Here is a 20,548-nt window from a genome sequence, read left to right as displayed (position 1 = left end):
GGAAATGGGCGCCGAAAGGCTCGACTGCCCGGCTAGGAGCTTGTCTAGGCCATCAGCCTGTCGGTCGTCAGAATGTCTCCAGCCACGGGCGCAGCTCGATCTCGGAGGACCAGGCGTTCCTTGGCTGTTGCAGCGCGGCCAGATAGGCCTGGGCTATCCCGTCCGGCGACAAAGTGCTGTCGGGACGGTCCTCCGGATCGGGGCGCGTCCCGCTGCGTACCGCACCGTCGATCACGAAATGCACGACGTGGATACCCTGTGGCCCCAGTTCGCGCGCCGCACTTTGTGCCAGGCCGCGCAGGGCGAACTTGCCCATGGCGAAGGCGGCGGACGCGGGGAAGCCCTTGATGCCCGCCGTCGCTCCCGTGAAGAGAATGGCGCCCCGGCCGTGCGGCACCATCCGCCTTGCCGCCTGCTGCGCCACCAGGAAGCCGCCGAACGCGGTCACCGCGACCGCCTGGCGGACCGCCTCCGGGTCGATCTCGGCGAGCGGGCCGCGCACGCGGGCGCTGGCGTTGTAGATCACCAGGTCTGGCTCCCCCAGGCTGGCGTCCACCTGCTCGAACAGCGTGGCCACGGCCACCGGATCGGACGCATCCGCAGCGAACGTCATCGCCCCGGTCTCGTTCGCCAGCGCCGCCAGCTTGCCGACATCGCGCGCCACCAGACCGACCTTGAGACCGGCTGCCGCCAAGGCGCGGGCCAGCGATGCGCTGATTCCGGAGCCTGCACCCACGATCAGGGCAGTGCGGTAGGGAGTCTCGGCCATGGTCGCTCTCCGGATGGATCGGGGCACGGTCATAGCGCGTCCCTGCCTCCATGCCATCGTTCATGGACGGGCAACCGTGGCGGCGCTCCGCCCGATGCGAAGGACCGTAGCCCTGGGAACTCAGGGATGCCCTGGAAGGTCCAGCCGATAGCCGAGTCGTCCGGCGGCGTTGCGGATGTGAAGCGCCATCGCGTCATGGGCCGCAGCCGGGTCGCGCGCAGCGATGGCGTCGAAAATGGCGGCATGCTCGGCGATGGTAATCTCCACGATGTCAGCTACCGCACCCCGCGCGCGGGCATCCATGATGGTGACGCGCACCTGCTCGGACAGGAAGCTGACCGCCATCCGGACATAGGCGTTGCCGGTTGCCTCGGCGACGGCCTTGTGGAACTCCAGGTCGGCGTCAACGCCGCCCGATGCCCATTTCTCGGCGCCGCGCATCCGGTCGAGCGCCTGCTCGAGCTTGGCCAGCTGCTCGTCGGTGCGCCGCCGGGCGGCCAGGCTGGCTGCCTGGATCTCCAGGATGGCACGCAGCTCGAACAGGGCCAGAAAGGCGGAGCGGTCGCTCAGGGCCTCGGCGTCGAAGCGCAGGGTCGGATTGGCGGCCGAACGCACCACGAACGCGCCGACGCCCTGGCGGGACTGCACGATCCCGTCCGAGCGCAGCCGCGAGATCGCCTCGCGCACCACGTTGCGGCTGACCCCGAAACTGTCGGCCAGGGCCTGTTCGGTCGGCAGCCGGTCGCCCGGCTTCAGCCGCTCCTCGACGATCTGCTGCAGGATCTCCGCCGCGATACGGGAGGGGAGGTGCGGGCCACGGCCGAGCATGTCGATCTTCATGGGGTTCCTTCGACGAACGGCCGGCTCAGTCCAGGATGCGGCCCGGGCTCAGCAACGATGCCGGATCGATCGCCGCCTTGACGCGCTTCATCAGGTCCAACTGCACCGGGGACTTGCGCGCCAGGAACGCTGCGCGCTTCTTGCGGCCGATCCCGTGCTCGGCGCTGATCGACCCGCCGAGCCGGTCGAGTTCGGCGAACACGATCTCCTCGCAGTGCTTCAGGAACGGCACGATCCGGCTTTGGTCCATGCCGGACGGCGGCAGGACATTCAGGTGGATGTTGCCGTCGCCGACATGGCCGTAGGAGAGGGGCAGGCAATCCGGCTCGAAGCGGCGCAGGGCAGTTTCGGTGCGCTCGATGAACGAGGCGATCGAGGAGATCGGGATCGACACGTCGGTGCGCAGGTGACGGCCGCGCCGCACCTGGCCTTCGATCAGGCCCTCGCGGATCCGCCAGAAATCCCGGGCCTGGCTGGTGCTTGCCGCAATCGCGCCATCCGCGACCAGTTCCTGCTCGACCGCCCGCTCCAGGAAGCGCTCCAGGATCGCGCGCAACTCGATCAGTTCACCGGCCGAGGCCTCCAGGAGGATGTAGACCGGCGCCGGGTCGAACGGGTCGCGCAGGTCCGGCGTCACGTCCAGGGCCAGTTCCACGCAGGCGCGCGGCATCAGCTCGAACGCCGACATCAGGTCGCCCATGTCCCGGCGCGCCTGGGCGAACAGGGCTACCGCCTGCGCCACCGAGGACAGGCCCAGGAGCGCCGTCTCGACCTGGGTCGGCCGCGGATAGAGCTTCAGCGTCGCCGCGGTGACGATCCCAAGCGTGCCTTCCGAGCCAATGAAGAGCTGCTTCAGGTCGTAGCCGGTATTGTCCTTGCGCAGCCCGCCGAGCCCGTCGAACAGCCGCCCGTCCGGAAGCACGGCCTCCAGCCCCAGGACCAGCTCACGGGTCATCCCGTAGCGCAGTACGTTGATGCCGCCGGCATTGGTGGCGATGTTGCCGCCGATCTGGCAGCTGCCCTCGGCGCTCAGCGACAAGGGGAAATAAAGGTCGGCCTCCCGGGCGGCGTTCTGGACCGTCTCGAGGATGCAGCCCGCCTCGGCCACCATGGCGAACCCGGCGGGGTCGATCCGGCGGATGCGATTCATCCGCTCCAGGCTCACCACCACTTCCCGGCCGCTTCCCGCAGGGGTGGCGCCACCGACCAGCCCGGTATGGCCGCCCTGCGGCACCACCGGCACGCCGGCGGCGGCGCAACGCCGGATGATCTCCTGCACTTCCCCGGTGGAGCGCGGCCGCAGCACCATCCGGGCTTGGCCGACATGGTCGCCGGACCAGTCCCGCTCGTATCGGGTTCGTTCGTGTAAATCGTCGACCCGGCCGAACGGCGCCAGGGCCGCTTCCAGCTCGTCTCTCTGGTCGGCCCGCGCGGATTCCATGCCTGCTCCACCCTCCGGTTCGGCGACCACCAACCACCCCTCGATCACCGGTCCAATATGATCAACCCAGGGATTGTAGGACAATAGGATTATGCTACTTCTGGGCCGACAGGAACGAATCGCCAAGGCGGCCGGACAACGAGCCGCGGAAAGGGGAGGCGGATGTTCGTGACGCCCGAAGGGGACAAGGTCCTCGTCATCGACGGACATATTCATCTTTGGGACGCACGCCCGGAGAACCGCCGCAACCGCTACGGCCTGACCTTCATCGAAAGCTTCTGGGGCTCCCATGTCGGCATGACGCCGAAGGAGCAGCGCTGGGAGTTCGACCGGTTCCTCTGGTACGGCGTCGAGGGCGCGGCCAAGGACCTGTTCGACGACGGCTATGTCGACCATGCGATCATGCTGCCGACCAACCTGCACGACTTCTATGTCGACGGCTTCAATACGATCGACCAGTGCGCGGGCTTCAAGAACGCCTACCCGGACAAGGTGATCCTGAACGGGCGCTTCGATCCGCGCGACGGGCAGCGCGGCCTCGACCGGATGGAGGCCGAGCACGAAAAGTGGCGGTTCAAGGGCGTGAAGCTTTATACCGCCGAGTGGAACGGCGTTTCCAAAGGCTACACGCTGCGCGACGAGTTCGTGGCGCCCTACATGGAGAAATGCCGCCAGCTCGGCATCAGGAACATCCACATCCACAAGGGCCCGACGATCCATCCGCTCAACCTGGATGCGTTCGACGTTCGTGACGTCGACCATGTGGCGACCGCGTTTCCCGACCTGAACTTCATCGTCGATCATTGCGGGATGCCGAGGATCGACGATTTCTGCTGGATCGCCGGCCAGGAGCCGAACGTCTATGGCGGCCTGGCGCTGATCCCGTCCTTCATCCACGCCCGGCCGAAGTACTTCGCCCAGATGATGGCGGATCTCCTGTTCTTCCTGGGGCCGGACCGGCTGATCTTCGGCTCCGACTACGGCATCACCAGCCCGAAATGGATCGTCGAGAAGCTGATGGCGTTCCAGTTCGACGACGAACTGGCCCAGGAGGCCGGGACCCAGCTCACCCTGGACGTGAAGCGCAAGATCCTGGGGCTGAACGCTGCGGAACTGTATGGGCTGGAGGTCGACCCGATCTTCCAGATCCAGGCCCCCGAGGATGAGGGGGAGCTCACCCATCCGGTGGCGGCCGGAGGCATCGATGTCACGGCATGAACAGCAGGTCGTCGATGCGGCCAGGCAGGCCGAGGTAAGGGCCCGGCTCGACGAGGTGCTGGATCCGGAGCTAGATCAGTCGGTCACCTCGATGGGATTCATCGAGAGCGTGGAGATCGAGGGTGGCGTGGTCGCGATCACCTTCCGCCTGCCGACCTTCTGGTGCTCCGCCAACTTCGCCTTCCTGATGGCGGTCGACATGAAGGCGGCGGTCGAGCCGCTGGCCTGGGTCGACGAGGTCCGGGTGAGCCTGGTTGATCACTTCGCCGCGCGGAAAATCAACGAGGGCGTCGCGCGTAATGCCGGGTTCGCCGAGGTGTTCGCCGGCGAGGCCAGGACCGACCTGTCCGAGATCCGCCGGCTGTTCCGCGAAAAGGCGTTCCTGGGGCGTCAGGAGCGGATGCTGCGGGCCTGGGTCGTCCTGCGCGGCGTCGAGGAGGCGCTGTCGCTCAACGTGGGCGGGCTGCGCGAGCTGGCGCATGGCGAGGGCGAGATCCGCCCGTTGGCGCTGCGCTATCTCACGGCGCGGCTGGTCGACGGCGGCTCGATCGCCCCGGATGCGCCGGCCTTCACCACCTTGGCCGGTGACGCGGTGACGATGGAACGGTACACGCAGCACCTGCGCGAGATACGCCGGGTACGTGGTGCCGCCGAGGCCAATGCCGAGATGTGCCGCATCTACCTGGAAGCGCGCTATGCCGATGCCCGCCCTGGCACCGGCACGATTCTCGAAGGGAAGAGACACGCTCATGTCTGACAAGTTTCAGATGATGCATACGATGGTCCGGGTGAAGGACCTCGACAAGTCGCTGGACTTCTACACCCGCCTGCTCGGCATGCAGCTCCTGCGCAAGATGGACTTCCCCGAGGGCAAGTTCACGCTCGCCTTCGTCGGCTACGGTCCCGAGGAAACCCATGCGGTGGTCGAGCTGACCTACAATTGGGACCAGAAGGAACCCTATGACCTGGGCAACGGCTACGGCCATATCGCCCTGGGCGTCCGCGACATCCACGGCATCTGCAAGGAGCTGGAGAAGGCGGGCGCGAAGATCCCGCGGCCGCCAGGCCCGATGAAGCACGGCACCACGCACATCGCCTTCGTCGAGGATCCGGACGGCTACAAGATCGAGCTGATCGACCTCGACACGCGCGGCTGACGCGCCGGCCGGGCCCCGCTGGGCCCGGCCAACTTTCCAGGGGCGGCCCTCGGCGCCGTCATCCTAGGGATGGGCAGAGGAGGGAACGAGTCCCTGCCTCTGCAGGAGATGGCTCGGCGCGAGCAGCGGGTTTCAGAACACGAAATCCGCCGCCCGCCAGGCAGCCGCCGTCACATGGCCGTCCTGCACGACGACCTCGAAGTCCGGATCGATCGTGCCGGCATAGTTGACCTGGATCACCGTATCGCTGCCGCGGTCGGTCACCCGGACCTGGTTGAGGCCGTCGAAGGCCTGGCTGCCCTTGAAGGTGAGCAGGCCGTCGAAGAGGTCGCTCAAGTCGATCCGGTCGCCATTGCTGGTTCCGATACCTTCAAAGCCCTGGATGACATCGGCCTCGTCGCCCAGGCCGCTGTCGCCCCTGCCGAACTTGAACAGATCGTCGTTGTGCCCGCCGTTCATGACATCCCGGCCACGCCCGCCGACCAGGACATCATTGCCGGTGCCCCCATCCAGAATGTCGTCGCCCTGGTCGCCAGAGAGATGGTCGCTGCCGTCGCTGCCAAGAAGCGTGTCGCTGCCGGCGCCGCCGGACATGGTGTCGTTGCCGGCAGCGCCGTAGAGCAGGTCGTTGCCGCCTTCGCCATTCAGCCTGTCGTTGCCATCCTCGCCATGCAGCGAATCGGCGCCCGTGCCGCCGAACAGGACGTCGTCGCCGCCGGCGCCGTACAGGAGGTCGGCACCCTCTTCGCCCATCAGCGTGTCGTTGCCGTCCTCGCCGCGCAGGCTGTCGCGGCCAAGGCCGCCGAAGATCTGATCGTCGCCGCCGCCACCGCTCAGCGTATCGTGTCCGTCACCGCCGTCGAGCATGTCGGCGCCATCCTCGCCGCGCAACGTGTCGTCGCCCGCATCACCGACAAGCTGATCGTTGCCGCCGGCCCCTACCAGGAGATCGTTGCCGTCTCCCCCGCTCAGGGTGTCGTTGCCATCCTCGCCATAAAGCTGGTCGTTGCCACTGCCGCCGAACAGCAGGTCGCTCCCGCCCGCGCCGAACAGCGTGTCGTTGCCGTCACCGCCGCTCAGGGTGTCGTTGCCGTCCTCGCCACGCAGGGTGTCGTTGCCGGTGCCGCCCAGAAGGAGATCGTTGCCGGCATGGCCGAACAGATGATCGTCGCCGCCCAGGCCGAGGATCGCGTCGTCGCGGCCGGTGCCGAACATGGTCTCCGAGCGCGATGTCCCAAGGATCGAGCCGGGGGGGCCGGCGCCCAGGATGTCGATCGTCACGGTCGCGGTGCTCTGCGAGCCGGCGCTGTCCTTGACGGTGTAGGTAAAGGTGTCGGTCGTCCTCCCATCGCTGCCAAGGCCATCGAACGCACTGCTGTCGGCGGCATAGACGATCTGGCCGGTGACCGGATCCAGGCTCACCGTTGCACCCTTGGCGGATCGGCCGGAGACAGAGACCAGGGTCAGCACGTCGCCCGCATCGGGATCATTGTCGTTGGCCAGAAGAGACGCCGCCTCGATGACGATCCGGGTGTCCACGGTCGCCTGGTAGCCGCGATCGTCCATCGCCATGGGGGCGTCGTTGGCGGCAGCGAACTCGATGCTGACGGTCTTGGCGGCACTGAAGGTCCTGCCGTCGCTCACGACGTACTGGAACATCGCCGTGCCGTTGAAGTCCCGCTCGGGCACGAAGCGGTAGGAGCCATCCTCGTTCACCACCACGGAGCCATGGGTGGCCGACCCATCCACCAGGTGGTAGGTGAGCCGGTCTCCATCCGGGTCGGAGCCGGCCAGGAGCTGGCCAGCCACGGCGGTGTCCTCGATGCCCTGCGTCGCCTCGGCCGCGGCCGCTGCCTCCGGCGGATCGTTCCGGCCGACGACGGTCGCGGTGACCGTGGCGGTGGCGGTGCCTCCCTTGCCGTCCGAGATCGTGTAGCTGACGGTCGTGAGGGCAGTTTCGCCCTTGCCCAGCCCGTCGAAGGCGCCGTCCGGGTCGAACCGCAAGGCGCCATTGGCCTGGATCGTGAACAAGCCTCCGTCCGAGCCGGCCACCGCAGCGCCTACCTGACCCGAGGCAGTTCCCACCCCGACCACCTTGATCTTGTCGCCGTCAGGATCAGTGTCGATGCCCAGCTCCGTGATGACATTGCCGCGGCCGATGGCATTCTGGTTCGTCGTGATGGCGTCATCCTGCGCGATCGGCAGGGAATTGCCTGCCTGATCGAGCGTGTTCGCCGGTTCCGTCGAAGTCATCTATGTTGCTCCGGTACGAAAGAGCCATCATGACAATGAGATTGAATGAAATGGACGTTGATCCCGCAGGGCCGGCCATGTCGTGAACATCGAGCCGCCATCCTCGCCAAGCGGTGGTTTAACCATGAGCGAGGTGAAGCAGCCGCGGATCTGACTGCGGCGGTATCGAGATAATTATTAGGAAATTAGTAAGAAATGCTTGGAGATTTCGATATACCGCCCGGGTGAGGCCGGAGCAACATTGCTTGCACCCGAGATCGCCGGAAGAACTACTATAATACGTTGTGCCCGGTCGATGAAAGGCGGGAGGAGGCGGCGCATCCACAGACCCGCCGCCTCCCATCCGGCTGCATCCGCGCGCCCTCTGCGGCTGCGCCGGTCCCGGGCTGGAGAAGGCATGGCTCCTCCAGCCCCAGCGTCACCGATGCTGCAACCACTCCCTGGCGATGTTCAGGTCGGCCTGAGACATGCCATGGCCGACCGGCAGGATCCGGTGCTCGACCATGGCGCCGGCGCTGCTGAGCTGGGCGGCCAGCCGCGCCGCATTCTCCTGCGGCACGATCGGGTCGGCGGCCCCGGAAAGCAGCAGGACCGGCTTGCCGCCGAGGTCGGCGGCGGGTGGCTCGGCCAACGGCACCATGGCCCGGATCAGCACCGCGCCCGCCAGCGCGTCCGGCCGCAGCAGGAGGGTGGCCGCCGCGATGTTGGCACCGTTGGAGAAGCCCAGCGCGATCGGCGCCTCCAGTCCATAGGCGTCGCGCGCCTCGGTGACGAACTCGGCCAGTTCGCCTGCCCGGAACCGGAGGTCCGCTTCATCGAAGACGCCTTCCGCCAGCCGGCGGAAGAAGCGCGGCATGCCGTGCTCCAGCACCTTGCCGCGCGGGGAGAGCAGCGCCGAGCCGGGCGCCAGGGCCTGGCCCAGCGGCAGGAGGTCGGTCTCGTCGCCGCCGGTGCCATGCAGGAGCAGGACCGGCGGCCGGCCGGGCAGGGTGCCCGGCACGAAGCGATGGATGAAGGACAATTCGGTCATAGGATCCTGCTCCTTGCCGTCAGTCGATGCTCGGCAGCGCCGCCTCGATCTCCGCCCGGCGGGAGCGGATGAAGGAGGGAAGCTGCAGCGAGCTCCCGAGCGCCTCGGCCGGCTCGTCGGTGGCGAAACCGGGTATGTCGGTCGCGATCTCGAAGATCGTGTGGCCCGGCGCACGGAAATAGACCGAGCGGAAATAGTCGCGGTTCTTCTGCTCGGTCGTCTGGATCCGGTGGGTCTGCGCCAGCTTGCGGACCATCTCGGCCTGCGCCTGGTCATCGACCGCCCGGAACGCCACGTGGTGCACCGACCCGCCGCCCATGCGTGCCGGCAGGAAGCCCGGCGCCACGTGGATGTCGACGATCCCGCCGATCGGGTTGCCAGGCACCTGGAACCGCACCAGCGATCCCTCGCGGCCCACCGGCTCGAATCCCAGCACGTCGGTCAGCACGGCACCCGTGGCCGCGTCGTCGTCCAGTAGGAGGCTGACGCCATGGATGCCGCGGATCGCATGTTCGGCGGGAACCTCGCCGCCGCTCCAGCCGGGCTCGTTCTCGATCCCGCGCACCGCCGCCAGCGCCAGCCGCATCCCGTCCGGATCCTTGAAGGAGAGCACGGTCTGGCCGAAGCGCCTGGCGGGCGTCTCGTGGCGGACCCCCTTCTCCAGGAGGCGCTGGGTCCAGTAGCCGATCGACGCCTCCGGCACGCGCAGGACAGTCTCCTCGGTCTCCCCGGTGCCGAGCCGTCCGGCAGCGACATGCTCCCAGGGAAAATGGGTGATGATCGTGCCGGGGCTGCCCGCCTCGTCGCCGTAGTAGAAGTGATAGGTGGTGGGATCGTCGAAGTTCACGGTGCGCTTCACCATGCGCAGCCCGAGCGTGCCCACGTAGAAGTCGCGGCTGCGCCGGGCGGGGCCGGCAATGGCCGTGACGTGATGGATGCCGTGGGTGTTCATGATCGACTCCTTGCCTTGGCGGCGAACCGCCTTCGCTTGGCACAGCAGATAGGCCGTCCCGGAGCAGTCGCTAAGGGAGCTTTGATTGCGCTGATGCAATGTCATTCATGCATATCGGCATTTTGCGTTGCCAGAGGGAAACGAGGATGCTCGCTGCGAGAGTTGTCCCTCCGAGGAACCCTGTGATGATTGATCAGCGTCTTGCTCCCTACGGTGTCTTTGCCCTGCGTGCTGCCCTGGGCATCATGTTCGTCGCCCATGCCTACCTGAAGTACGCGATCTTCACGGTGGCCGGCTTCGAGGGCTATCTGGGCTCGCTCGGCCTGCCGGTCCTGCTGGCCTGGCCGATCATCCTGGCCGAGCTCATCGGCGGCATCGCCATCCTGGTCGGCTACCACAGCCGCCTGTTCTCCCTGGCCCTGTTGCCGATCCTGCTGGGCGCGCTCGCTGTCCACTTCCCGAACGGGTGGGTGTTCAGCGCGCCGAACGGCGGCTGGGAATTTCCGGCCTTCCTGGCGGTGGGCGCGCTGGCCCATGCCCTGATCGGCGATGGCGCCTTTGCACTCAGGAGCACGCCTGCCTCCGTGATCAACACTGGCAGGTCGGCGATCGCCGCGGCCTAATGGCGCCAGATCGTTGCATGGCACAGCCGGCGCCTCATGCGCCGGCTGTGCCGCGTCTTGCGGGGACAGGATGGCCGAGGCCTTTGACCGACTGGCATGGGACGACCTGCGCCTGATCCAGGCCGTGGCGGAAGCCAGGGGCCTGCCGGCTGCCGCGGCCAAGATCGGCGTCAATCACTCGACCGTGTTCCGGCGGCTGCGCCAGATCGAGGAGTTACTCGGCATCGCGCTGTTCGAGCGGCACCGGACCGGCTACGTGCCGACCTCCGCCGGCGAGGAGATCGTGGCGCTGGCCGGCCGGCTGGACGAGGAGATCACCACGGTCACCCGCCGGCTGGCCGGCCGGGGTTCCGCCCCGGCTGGAGAGTTGCGCGTCACCACCAACGACAGCCTGCTGGTTTATCTGCTGACCGCGCTGTTCGCCCGCTTCCGAGAGGCCTGTCCGGACGTGCGGCTCGATGTCGTGCTGACCAACCAGGCCCTCAACCTGTCCAAGCGCGACGCGGACGTGGCGATCCGCGCCACCGACCATCCGCCCGAGAACCTGGTCGGCCGCCGGCTGGCCAGGATCGCCTGGGCGCTCTATGGGCGGAGCGAGGACTTCCTGGCCACACCCGAGGGCGGGGTGGACGAGCTGTACCGGCGCCACTGGGTCTCGCTCGGCGACGACCTTGCCGCCCTGCAGGTGGTCCGCCAGGTCCGTGAGCGGGTGCCCGCCGAACGGATCGCCTACAAGGTCAACACCGTCCTCGGATTGGCCGAGGCGGTGCAGGCCGGGATCGGCATCGGCCACCTGCCCTGCTTCATTGCCGACCCCATGCCGGGGCTGGTGCGCCTGGCCCCGCCCGAGCCGGCGCTGGCCGCCGACCTGTGGCTGTTGACCCATCCCGATTTGCGCCAGGTCCCGCGCATCCGGGTGTTTTCCGACTTCATGGCCGCCGAGATCGGCAAGCGCCGCCGCCTGATCGAAGCCCTGTGAGCGAGGCCTGGACCGCTCAGCCCAGAACCTGCCAGACATCGTCCACCGGCCGATAGCCCAGGAGGCGCTCGGTCGGCTCCAGGTCCCAGGGCGCGCCGGTGTTCGAGGACATGGCGTTCACCACGATCCCGGGTGCGGGCCAGGCCGACGCATCGGCCAGGATCGCTGCCTGGACCAGCCCGGTGAAGTCGCGGTTGGACAGCCACATGTTGCGAAACCAGGTCAGGTCCCGCTGTCCCGCCTCGTCCAACGCGGCCCGGCCTTCCTTGGGCGTGCCCGAGGCGCTGATTGTGCCCGGATGGTTGGCGCCCGGCTGGCACCAGCCGATCCGCAAGGCCACCGCCGTCATCGCGCCATGCTCCGCCTGCATCACGCACAGGCGCTCGCCCATCAGCTTGGCGGTGGCATAGGGCGTGGCGTCCAGGAGCTTGCCGTCGCTGTCCCACTGCGTGCCGACGCCGGGCTGGGTGTCCGGACGCAGCGATGCCGAGATGGTCGCCTCCGGCCGGTCCTTGTAGCGGCCCATCACGTGGTTGGAGGTGGCGAACACCATCCGGCAGGGCCGCCCGCTGGCGCTGGCCGCGGCGACCACGTTGATCGTCATGTCGAACGACCGGGTCGAGTCGGTCCAACTCGCGTCGGGATAGGGGTTCTGGGCGGCCAGGTGCACCACGGCATCGGCGCTGCCGATCGCATCCTGCCAGGCACGGTCGTCGCGATCGGTCAGGTCCGCCCGGACCGGCTGGGCCTTGGCGCTGCCGAGATCGCCCTCGAACTGCCGGTCGATCGCCAGGACCGCGCCGCACCAGTCCTGGGGCGCGAACGCCGCGATCAGCTTGCGGCCGAGATTGCCGTTGCCGCCGGTGATCGCGACGGTGAGGGGCTGGGTCATGCTTGGCTCCGGGCGCCTTGGAAGGTGGCGGGCGCCTGAAGCCACCTGCGGGGCGGCGGGACCTGCGTCAAGCGCATGGGCTCCCTTAGGGGATGTGGCCGCGTAGAAAGGACGATGGACCCTCGAACGGTTTGGGATGGATGGCGGGCCCCTGGGGCCGATAGGAAGGAGACAACGATCTGGGAGGATCTTGGCATGGTGAGCCGTCGTATCGCGATTGCCCCAAATCTCGCGCTGCATGCCATCGATGAAGGCCAGGGGCGGCCGCTGGTGATGATCCCGGGCTGGTCGCAGACCGCGGCCGAGTTCGGGCGCAACATCCCGGCGCTGGCCAAGGGGCGGCGGGTGCTGGCGCTCGACATGCGCGGCCATGGCGAGAGCGACAAGCCGGAAGGCGGCTACCGGATCGCGCGCCTGGCGGCGGACCTGGAGCAGGTCCTGGACCGGCTCGGCCTGGAAAGCGGGGTCGACCTGCTGGGCCATTCGATGGGCGCTTCGGTGATCTGGAGCTATCTCGACCTGTTCGGGCCGTCCCGGCTGCGTCGCCTGGTCCTGGTCGACCAGGCGCCGATGGCGACGACTCTGCCTGGCTGGGGCGAGGAGGAGCGCCAGCGCTACGGGGCATTCCCGCCCGATCTCGCCAGTCTCGGCGCATTGTGCGCCCGCGTCCGTGCCGCGGACCGGTCCGACACCAAGGAGATCCTGCGCGGCATGTTCACCGCGGATCTTCCGGACGAGGAACTCGACTGGATCGTCGAGCAGAACCTGAAGATGCCGCGCGGGGCGGCTGCCGACCTGCTGTTCGACCACTGCCTGAACGACTGGCGCGACCTGATCCGGACGATCCGGCTGCCGACGCTGGTGATCGGCGGCCGGGCAAGCTTCTTCTCACCGGCCTCCCAGGAATGGATCGCGTCCTGCAACCCGGATGCGCGGGCGGTGATCTTCGATGCCGGACAGGGTGGCGCACACTTCATGTTCTACGAGGCGGCGGAACGCTTCAACCGGGAGGTCGACGCGTTCCTGGCCAGCCAGGGCTGAGCGCAAAGCCTCGCCCATCGCGCGGCAGCACTGCCGGCCAACGTCGCCTCCGGCAGTGCTCCAGGCTTCCTTCCCTCGTGCACCCGAAAGGGAGGAGGTGTTAACGCGGGTTCAGGCCCAGCCATGATCCTTCCGGGAACCTGATCGCATGAGTTGCGGACGGAAGTCCCTGGCATGCGCGGCGCAACCATGATTGGCGGCATGAACAAGAATTTAATCCTAATTGTTACCTGTATTGCATATTACTTTACGGCCAATATCCTGAAACAGTAACGATTCCGTGATACGCATGAATCCAGAAAGTAGTGCCCGGGGAGTTCATGTTAAAGAACATCTTGTGACGACAGGTTAATCATTCCAGAAAAAGCCTGAACCATCTCCGGAAATATTCACGCGACTTTATGCTTCGTAAATTTCTTCAGTAACTCCCGAGGGCGCTTGGGAGAACCCGCCTCTGCGCCCAAGAAAACGCCTCTTTTGGAGGATACGCTCGTGCATGCAGTCAGTCTTCGCAGCAGTGTCGCGGCGCTGGGCCTGGTCGCCCTGGCCGCCATTCCCATCGAACAGGCAGCCGCCAGGGACTATCCGGTCTGCTACAAGACCAAGGAATACGAACCGACCCGGCTCGTGCTGAACGTTTCCTATCATTCCAAGCTCCCCACGACCCGCTACACGGGTAAGCAGGAGGTCTGGGATGCCGACGGCAAGCACGCCTATGTCGAGAACTACAAGAACGTCATGGCGGTGTTCGACGGCTCGGTCGTGACCTCGGCCGGCGGCAAGTATGGCTACGGCCAGCCCAAGGGCGCCCATCTCGGCGGCACCTCCTATTTCGTGCGCGGCGGCACCGGGATCGGGCCGTCGAACGGCCAGCAGAACCCGATGTTCTGGGAATGCACCTCGGCCGAGGCCAGCCCGACGCCCAACACCTGGTCCTGCACGCTGAAGGCCGACAACTTCAAGGCCGGCATCCCGGTCACGCTGATCCGGCTGAAGTACGCGGACAAGGACTGCGACGTGTTCCAGGACACGCTGGACTACGGCCCGCCCAAGCCCCCGCGGCCGCCGAAGCCTCCGCAGCCGCCGAAGTATTGAGTTGATGCCGGTGTGATTACCGATCGCGCCGGCTTGCCAGGTCTCGGTCGCGGTGGCCATTCTTCGCCACGCGCGCATGCTCAGGAATGATTTTCGGAGCGTCGGTCGACGCTTTCTCCGGGCCGGAACCTCGTTCCGGCCCGGTTTCATGTCGTGTGGCCGCAAGGCTGTGGCTTGACGGCAAGGACCGTGAAAAATACTCCTGCCATGGCGGCCGAAAGAGCCGGTGGCGGAGGCTGGACAGGATTGCTTCGGGCGGGCGCGCGCACGGCGGCAGCCCGGATGCAGTGCGCCCCGGACGGGCGGGCGGATCCGCAGGCCTCGAACCTTCAGTCCGGAGTTCCTCGATCATGAAGCAGATCGCAGTCGTCGGCGCCGGGCTGATGGGCCATGCGCTGGCCCTGGTCTTCGCCCTGGGCGGGCATCGTGTCCGGCTGACCGACAGCAACCAGGCGACCCTGGACGGGTCGATGGCGTTGATCGAGAAGGCCGCCGCGACCCTGATCGCCGCCGGCGAGGCGGATCCCTCCTGGACCCCGGAGCGGCTGGCCGGCGTGATCAGCCGCCACGAGAAGCTGGCCGACACCGTCCACGACGCCGACCTTGTCATCGAGGCCGTGGCCGAGATCGCCGAGGTCAAGGAGACCCTGTTCCGCCAGCTCGACGAGCTGGCCCCGGCCGAGGCCGTGTTCGCCAGCAACACCAGCAATCTCGACGTGTTCCCGCTGATCCCGAAGCATCGCTGGAAGCGCGCGCTGATCGCGCACTGGTACACCCCGCCCTATCTGGTCGACCTGGTCGACCTGGTGCCGACCCCGGAGACCGATCCGGCGGTGACCGCCGAGGTGAAGGCGATGCTGGAGGCGATGGGCAAGGTGCCGGTCGTGTTCCGCAAGTTCGTCACCGGCTATGTCGCCAACCGAATCCAGGAAGCGATCGCGCTGGAAACGTTCCGCCTGATGGACGAAGGCGTGGTGACGGCGGAAGAAATCGACCTGTCGGTGATCCACGGGCTGGCGCTGCGCATGCCGATCCTGGGCGTGATGGGCAAGGCCGATTTCACCGGGCTGGAACTGATCCGCCAGAACATGGCCAATGCCACCTACCGGCCGCCGGCGGTGACCGGGCGCTCCGCCACGCTCGACCAGGTGGTAGACGCCGGCCATGGCGGGGTCCGCGCCGGCAAGGGCTTCTACGACTGGAGCGACCGCACCCCGGGCGAACTCTTCCAGGATCGTGACAACCGATTGCTGGCGCTGAAGAAGGCGCTGCGCCACATCAAGCCGATGGTGCCGAAATGATCAGCTACGACCTCCAGGGCAAGACAGCACTCGTCACCGGAGGCGCGTCCGGGATCGGGCTCGCCACCGTCGAGATCCTGCTGCGCTCCGGCGCTACCGTCGCCATGAACTACCTGCCGGGCGATCCGCGGGGCGAGCAGGAGATGACCCGTCTGCGGGAGGCGGGCAGCAGGATCATCGCCGCCCCGGGCGATGTCGGAACCGCCGGTGCCGCCGAGGCGATGGTCGAGACGGCCATCCGCGAGATGGGCGGGCTGGACCTCCTGGTGAACAATGCCGGCACCCCGGCCACCAAGAAGCTGATCCCGCCGGCCAACCTGGACGAGGTCAGCGAGGAGATCTGGTCGACGATCTGGAACGTCAACCTGGTCAGCGTCTTCCGCTGCACCAAGGCGGCCGCCTCTTCCCTGAAGGAACGCGGTGGCTCGGTGGTGAACACCGCCTCGATCGCGGGCCTGGGCAAGGTCGGCAGCTCGATCGCCTACAGTGCCGGCAAGGCGGCGCTGATCAACCTGACCAAGGATCTCGCCCGCGCGCTGGCGCCGGAGGCGAGGGTCAACGCGATCGCCCCGGGTGCGGTGGACAGCCCGTGGATGGTCGAGTGGACCGACGAGCAGCGTCGCAACTCGATCGACCAGTCCCTGCTCAAGCGCCGCAACCAGCCCTCCGACCTGGCGGACGTGATCGTGTTCCTGGCGTTCGGCACGAAGATGGTCACCGGCCACACCGTGCCGGTCGATGCGGGCCTGCTGCTGTCCTGATCTTTGGAACCAGCCGGGATCGACAACCGCAGTGAGAACGCTCATGGGCCGCAGGGCCCATGAGGTTCCTGGATGAACGCAGGCTCGCAGATCACCTGGCAGGCGGGCGGCTGCTGTTGCAGAGCGGGTACCACCCGCCCGCTCAGCATGCTGAACCCTGGCGCCCTCGGCGGAAGCTGAGCCCAGACCGGAAGGGCGCAATGCAGCGCGGATCCCGGGGGGCGATCACCATCACGGCTCCGCGTCCGGGATGGTGATGAAGGCCGGGTAGGTTCAAGGGCAGGTGCTGGCGGTTTGTTCTTGTCCTGGATCCTCGCGGCTGCCGGACGCTCCCTTGCGTGGCAAGCATTGCCAGGGGTTGCCGGTCACCTTCGGTCCCCGGCACCGCAGGCGACCGATTCATGATGTCGAGCGGTCCTACGCCGAGAAAGCGGCCGGCAGGCCGTGGAGGATCCGGCGAACACGTCCGGCGATCCAGCCCTTCGCAGACGCTGAGGCTATTCAGACGGAAACGATGCCCCCAAGGGTCCGGTGCGCCCGGCGAACCTAGGCGCGCTGGCGGTCTGCCTGGCTCAGGTGGTCCGCAAGGCGGACGGCCAGGGCGATCGCGGTGAGGGTCGGATTGGCCTGGCCGGACGTCGGTAGCACAGCGCTGCCGGCGACGTAGACATTGGAGGTTCCAAAGCATCGAAGATCTGCGTCGACGATTGCCTTCCGAGGGTCGGAACCCATACGCGCGAGGCCGATCTGGTGGGTTCCGTGCGAGGCAATCGACATGATCGCATCAACCGTCTCGTTCTCAGGCTGCCGATACACGAGCGAGCCAAGACCGGTCTTTTGCAGCCAGTCCCTGATGACTTGATGCGCACGGAACAGTGCTTCACCGTCCTCCCGTCGAAATCTCAGATCGACCACGAGCCTAGGCAGGCCCAGGCGATCGACTTCGTCGCCAAGCGTGACCCTGCTGTCGGGGTGAGGGCTTTGCTCTGCATGATAGGAGAGGCCGTACCGGCGCCCCGGGTTGCGAAGGAAGAAGCCTGGAAGGCGCATCTCAGCGAAATAGCGCTTGTAGAAGAATTGCGGGATGTAGCTCAGGACAGACGGCAGACCCTTCGTCACATTGACCACATGTGGCGACCGCTTCATATTTTCCGGCGCATGATATCGCCGGATCGCTTCTGCCACCAGAAGGCGGCCGATCGGCTTGATCGACATGGCGAGCGCCGCCAGTGACAATATCCCACTTTGGTGCGTGGGATCGTCCACAGGCGGCACGACCGGCCAGAACGACACGTTCAGCAGTCCCTGGTTCAACTGACATTCATCACTGGGGATCATGCGGTGCCGGCTGTACGACCCGTGTTCATCCACGTGAAAGTCGAAAGCCCGATCGATCTCGTCATTGGCGAATGTGACGTCAGCCACTTCGCCAATCAGATGTCCCATGTAGTTCCGCCCGAGCGGCCCGTCCAAGCCACCGAAGCGGTGCCCTTCCCGGCGCTGCACCGAGAGCATCAGCCTCGTCGACTCGAGCCCGCCCATGGCGAGGACAACAGTCCGGACCGGAACAGCTTGGCGAGCACCATCAGGCCGGCAAACGGTGACCTTGGTCGCTTCCTCGCCTTCGAAAGCAATATCGACTACCGTCGCGTTCAGCCGAATGTCGATCTGGGCATTCCCATCCAGTTCAGCAGCATGGGCCAGCTGGAAGATTGGCTTGTTGCTGAACCGCTCTACCCGGCGAATATCGACTCTATTGTCGCGGCAGGTGATCCCTTCCAGGGATCGAGAAAAAACCGGACTCCCGCAATTGGCATAGTGGCAGGCTCGATCGTAGAAGGAGAGCAGATCTTCGCGCCGGATCGGCCAGTCCACCTCGCCTGCCTGCGGACGAGGTACGAAATCGATCGGGTCATAAGGCTGGCACCGGGCTCCCCAAAGGTTCGACGTACCCCCGAGACGGCGCGCCACGGTGATCAGAACGTCGTCATGAACTGCCGGATCAACGATCGTCGCGTCCGACAAGGCCTGGATGTCCTCGTCAGGCTTCCTGTGGCCCGACTCGAGCAGCAGAACCCTCTTGCCCTTGCGGGCCAGCTCCATGGCCAGCGACAGCCCGACCGGTCCCGATCCGACGATGCATACGTCGTGGCGGATCTCGTCGAGGCCATCCAGTCCGTCGCTGATCATGAACGTGGACGTGCAGAATTGCGCATGGACAGGCTGCGGACCAGGTCGATGGTGGACATATCGACCTTACGGCTGGCGCGTTCGATGTTTGCTTGCTGGTGCCGGGACGAGAACATCGAGCACAGCACAATCCCCTCAGAGTTCACCGCAAGTGCTCGATCGAGCAGCAGCGAGGCAACCATCACTTCCACGGTGCCTGTATAGCCCGCTTCCTCCAGTTGCTTGCGGGCAGCGGGCTCTGACTGGATGCAGGCGGCAAGCTCTTCCTTCGCTCCGGCAACTCCCAGAATGGAGTGAGTTATGAAACCTACCGGATGGGTTGCGACGGCGCGAAGTTCCGAGACCGGATCGGCTTGAAGGCGGTCATCTGCCAGTTGCACGACCTGGAATGTCGGGCAGGTCGTGACGCAGGTGATCGCCGCAGGCATGTCGCCGGCAATACTGATAGCCCGAGCCTTGCCTGTCTGAACGATATCCTGAAGTGCGCGCAGGATGTCATCACGTGCCAAGTCGTCGGCTGTTCCGCCGTGCAAGGCGAACACATCGAGATAGTCGGTTTGCAAACGCTGCAGGCTACGTTCTATCGATGCCTTGATCATTCCGGCTTCGAGCACATCCTTGCGGTTGCGGGTCGACGGCATCTTGCGAAAGTACTTCCGCAGGCTGCCGGCCCTGCTGACGAATGGCCGCGCGACGCGATAGACTGTCTTCATCAGCGCATTGCTGGCCGGAGGGCTCAACCCGACCTTCGAGCACAGCCCGACCGACGTGCGCCGGCCCTTCAGGAAATGGCCAAGAATTTCCTCTGCCTCTCCTGCTCCATACGCAGGGGCGACATCATACCATGACACGCCAGCGTCGTAGGCTGCCGACAGGGCCCTCAGACCGGCTTTCGGTGCGATCCTGGATCCGAGCGAGGCACATCCAAATCCGATGGTCGAGTAACTGCCCTGAAGGCCGGGAAGCGCGACATGCCGGATCATGTGCTATCGGTCCTTTCAGGAGCACCACGAGACAGCCAGCCGGGAACAAGATGTGGCTGGAACTGCAGATCGGCGGGGCTGGGGCAGGGCATGAGAGCGCCGCGCGTGCAGGCTACGCCGCTTATGTTTAAAACTCATCGTGGTCCGAGGCTATTGCAGAAACGCCTCGGTTTCCAGAGCCTGGTCCCACGCGGCGACTTCTCCGCCTGCGACATGTTATGTTCAGGGGAAGGTTCCATCGAACGAATTGGTAGCGATCTTCCGGAAAACAGATCAAGACGGCGAACGCGGCGGGATCCAGGGAGAACCGGCCACTTCGTATCCAGGAAGAGCTGCCCTTCTCTCGTCCTTGCCAACGACATCGGCCCCGAAGGACCAAACTGCTCCGTGCCGCAGGCGCCGTCGAGAATCATGAACTTGTGCGATTTCTCCCGAAAGGACCGGAATTCTCATGAGCTTCACCCCGGTCCTTGAGGACATCACGCACATGGGGGCCAGGCTGTAGTTGCCGCGCACCACTGGCCTGGCGGCGTACCTCAACCCTATGGTGGTCGGCGTATCCTACCAGCCGGTGTCACCCGGCAGTGTTGGGCAAAGACTGGCGGTGGTGCAGGTTGTTCTGGACCCCGCCCACATTGCTCAAGCCATGACGGCTCGCCGCCTGCCTGGAGCGATCGAGCCCGTAGGCGAGACAGGGCCTCCAGAGTCACATCTGTACCATTGGTTGAGGGAGGCGGAGGAGGGGGGCGCGGGTCGTACCGAGCCGGAAAAAAATGCGCTTCCGTGCGACTTCTAACCCATTGCGGCCTGCTGCCGGATCTGTGCGAGGAGGGGGGACGGCGGGCGACGCGGCGGGATGCAGCGAATGCGGGGGGAGTGGGAGTTGCAAGTTTGTGCATGGCCAGGATTAGAGGATCGCGCCACCAACCCCTATACATGGCTGGTCCATGGGCCAATGAACAACCATGGCGCCCATGTATCCGAGTACAAGCGATGGGCTTGGCGCGCGCCAGACTGCGATGT

Annotated in this window: 18 protein-coding genes; 9 read left to right on the top strand and 9 right to left on the bottom strand. The window is 66.2% G+C overall.

The genetic code is table 11. From position 1 onward, the window contains the following. Positions 1-67: 67 nt before the first annotated feature. The 3 genes from GEMRO_RS0104980 to GEMRO_RS0104970 all read right to left on the bottom strand — a co-directional run bounded on the left by GEMRO_RS0104980 (position 68) and on the right by GEMRO_RS0104970 (position 3,050). On the bottom strand, positions 68-769 hold the full coding sequence (locus GEMRO_RS0104980) for an SDR family NAD(P)-dependent oxidoreductase (RefSeq protein WP_027133131.1): 702 nt from the start codon (positions 767-769) through the stop codon (positions 68-70). 120 nt (positions 770-889) lie between these two features. Beyond that, positions 890-1,609, bottom strand: coding sequence for a FadR/GntR family transcriptional regulator (locus GEMRO_RS0104975; RefSeq protein WP_027133130.1), 720 nt, complete (start codon positions 1,607-1,609; stop codon positions 890-892). 25 nt (positions 1,610-1,634) lie between these two features. Then, the gene (locus tag GEMRO_RS0104970; protein WP_035484767.1) at positions 1,635-3,050 is read right to left on the bottom strand and encodes an FAD-binding oxidoreductase; all 1,416 of its coding nucleotides are present in this window, start codon (positions 3,048-3,050) and stop codon (positions 1,635-1,637) included. A gap of 162 nt (positions 3,051-3,212) precedes the next feature. Here GEMRO_RS0104970 and GEMRO_RS27650 point away from each other — a divergent pair, with 162 nt between their 5' ends. The 3 genes from GEMRO_RS27650 to gloA are packed head-to-tail and all read left to right on the top strand — an operon-like array spanning position 3,213 to position 5,425. Beyond that, entirely contained in the window at positions 3,213-4,268 is a 1,056-nt protein-coding gene (locus tag GEMRO_RS27650) for an amidohydrolase family protein (RefSeq protein WP_051328703.1), read from the top strand. Then, positions 4,255-5,025, top strand: a complete 771-nt coding sequence (locus GEMRO_RS27645; RefSeq protein ID WP_051328702.1) for a metal-sulfur cluster assembly factor — start codon at positions 4,255-4,257, stop codon at positions 5,023-5,025. The genes GEMRO_RS27650 and GEMRO_RS27645 overlap by 14 nt, the downstream gene beginning before the upstream one ends. Further along, positions 5,018-5,425 (top strand): lactoylglutathione lyase, encoded by a 408-nt coding sequence (gloA, locus tag GEMRO_RS0104955; RefSeq protein ID WP_027133128.1) that lies wholly within the window; start codon positions 5,018-5,020, stop codon positions 5,423-5,425. The genes GEMRO_RS27645 and gloA overlap by 8 nt, the downstream gene beginning before the upstream one ends. A gap of 132 nt (positions 5,426-5,557) precedes the next feature. Here gloA and GEMRO_RS32340 read toward each other — a convergent pair whose 3' ends face one another. The 3 genes from GEMRO_RS32340 to GEMRO_RS0104940 all read right to left on the bottom strand — a co-directional run bounded on the left by GEMRO_RS32340 (position 5,558) and on the right by GEMRO_RS0104940 (position 9,660). Beyond that, on the bottom strand, positions 5,558-7,678 hold the full coding sequence (locus tag GEMRO_RS32340) for an Ig-like domain-containing protein (protein ID WP_051328701.1): 2,121 nt from the start codon (positions 7,676-7,678) through the stop codon (positions 5,558-5,560). Positions 7,679-8,096: 418 nt separating this feature from the next. Then, on the bottom strand, positions 8,097-8,708 hold the full coding sequence (locus GEMRO_RS0104945; RefSeq protein WP_027133127.1) for an alpha/beta hydrolase: 612 nt from the start codon (positions 8,706-8,708) through the stop codon (positions 8,097-8,099). 19 nt (positions 8,709-8,727) lie between these two features. Then, positions 8,728-9,660 carry a ring-cleaving dioxygenase gene (locus tag GEMRO_RS0104940; protein ID WP_027133126.1) on the bottom strand — a complete coding sequence of 311 codons (933 nt, stop codon included), beginning with the start codon at positions 9,658-9,660 and terminating at the stop codon, positions 8,728-8,730. 185 nt (positions 9,661-9,845) lie between these two features. Here GEMRO_RS0104940 and GEMRO_RS0104935 point away from each other — a divergent pair, with 185 nt between their 5' ends. Together GEMRO_RS0104935 and GEMRO_RS0104930 are read left to right on the top strand one after the other, a co-directional pair. Next, entirely contained in the window at positions 9,846-10,283 is a 438-nt protein-coding gene (locus GEMRO_RS0104935) for a DoxX family protein (protein WP_035484766.1), read from the top strand. 70 nt (positions 10,284-10,353) lie between these two features. After that, on the top strand, positions 10,354-11,262 hold the full coding sequence (locus GEMRO_RS0104930; RefSeq protein WP_027133124.1) for a LysR family transcriptional regulator: 909 nt from the start codon (positions 10,354-10,356) through the stop codon (positions 11,260-11,262). A gap of 16 nt (positions 11,263-11,278) precedes the next feature. Here GEMRO_RS0104930 and GEMRO_RS0104925 read toward each other — a convergent pair whose 3' ends face one another. Continuing rightward, positions 11,279-12,154 (bottom strand): NAD-dependent epimerase/dehydratase family protein, encoded by an 876-nt coding sequence (locus GEMRO_RS0104925; protein WP_027133123.1) that lies wholly within the window; start codon positions 12,152-12,154, stop codon positions 11,279-11,281. Positions 12,155-12,349: 195 nt separating this feature from the next. Here GEMRO_RS0104925 and GEMRO_RS0104920 point away from each other — a divergent pair, with 195 nt between their 5' ends. The 4 genes from GEMRO_RS0104920 (at position 12,350) to GEMRO_RS0104905 (ending at position 16,352) form a co-directional block, all read left to right on the top strand. Continuing rightward, the gene (locus tag GEMRO_RS0104920) at positions 12,350-13,195 is read left to right on the top strand and encodes an alpha/beta fold hydrolase (protein WP_027133122.1); all 846 of its coding nucleotides are present in this window, start codon (positions 12,350-12,352) and stop codon (positions 13,193-13,195) included. A 492-nt stretch (positions 13,196-13,687) separates the two neighbouring features. Continuing rightward, the gene (locus tag GEMRO_RS0104915; protein WP_027133121.1) at positions 13,688-14,290 is read left to right on the top strand and encodes a hypothetical protein; all 603 of its coding nucleotides are present in this window, start codon (positions 13,688-13,690) and stop codon (positions 14,288-14,290) included. Positions 14,291-14,640: 350 nt separating this feature from the next. Further along, positions 14,641-15,591 carry a 3-hydroxyacyl-CoA dehydrogenase family protein gene (locus GEMRO_RS0104910; protein ID WP_027133120.1) on the top strand — a complete coding sequence of 317 codons (951 nt, stop codon included), beginning with the start codon at positions 14,641-14,643 and terminating at the stop codon, positions 15,589-15,591. After that, positions 15,588-16,352 (top strand): SDR family NAD(P)-dependent oxidoreductase, encoded by a 765-nt coding sequence (locus GEMRO_RS0104905; protein ID WP_027133119.1) that lies wholly within the window; start codon positions 15,588-15,590, stop codon positions 16,350-16,352. The genes GEMRO_RS0104910 and GEMRO_RS0104905 overlap by 4 nt, the downstream gene beginning before the upstream one ends. A gap of 546 nt (positions 16,353-16,898) precedes the next feature. Here GEMRO_RS0104905 and GEMRO_RS27635 read toward each other — a convergent pair. Next, entirely contained in the window at positions 16,899-18,542 is a 1,644-nt protein-coding gene (locus GEMRO_RS27635; protein ID WP_051328700.1) for an FAD-dependent oxidoreductase, read from the bottom strand. Continuing rightward, positions 18,539-19,525: an aldo/keto reductase gene (locus tag GEMRO_RS27630; RefSeq protein ID WP_084506556.1), complete on the bottom strand. Its 987-nt coding sequence runs from the start codon at positions 19,523-19,525 to the stop codon at positions 18,539-18,541. The genes GEMRO_RS27635 and GEMRO_RS27630 overlap by 4 nt, the downstream gene beginning before the upstream one ends. Positions 19,526-20,548 lie beyond the last annotated feature (1,023 nt).

The sequence above is a fragment of the Geminicoccus roseus DSM 18922 genome (assembly GCF_000427665.1).
GTDB lineage: Bacteria > Pseudomonadota > Alphaproteobacteria > Geminicoccales > Geminicoccaceae > Geminicoccus > Geminicoccus roseus.
The sequence above is the reverse complement of the archived record's forward strand: the minus strand, read 5'-3'. Positions and strand labels throughout refer to the sequence as shown.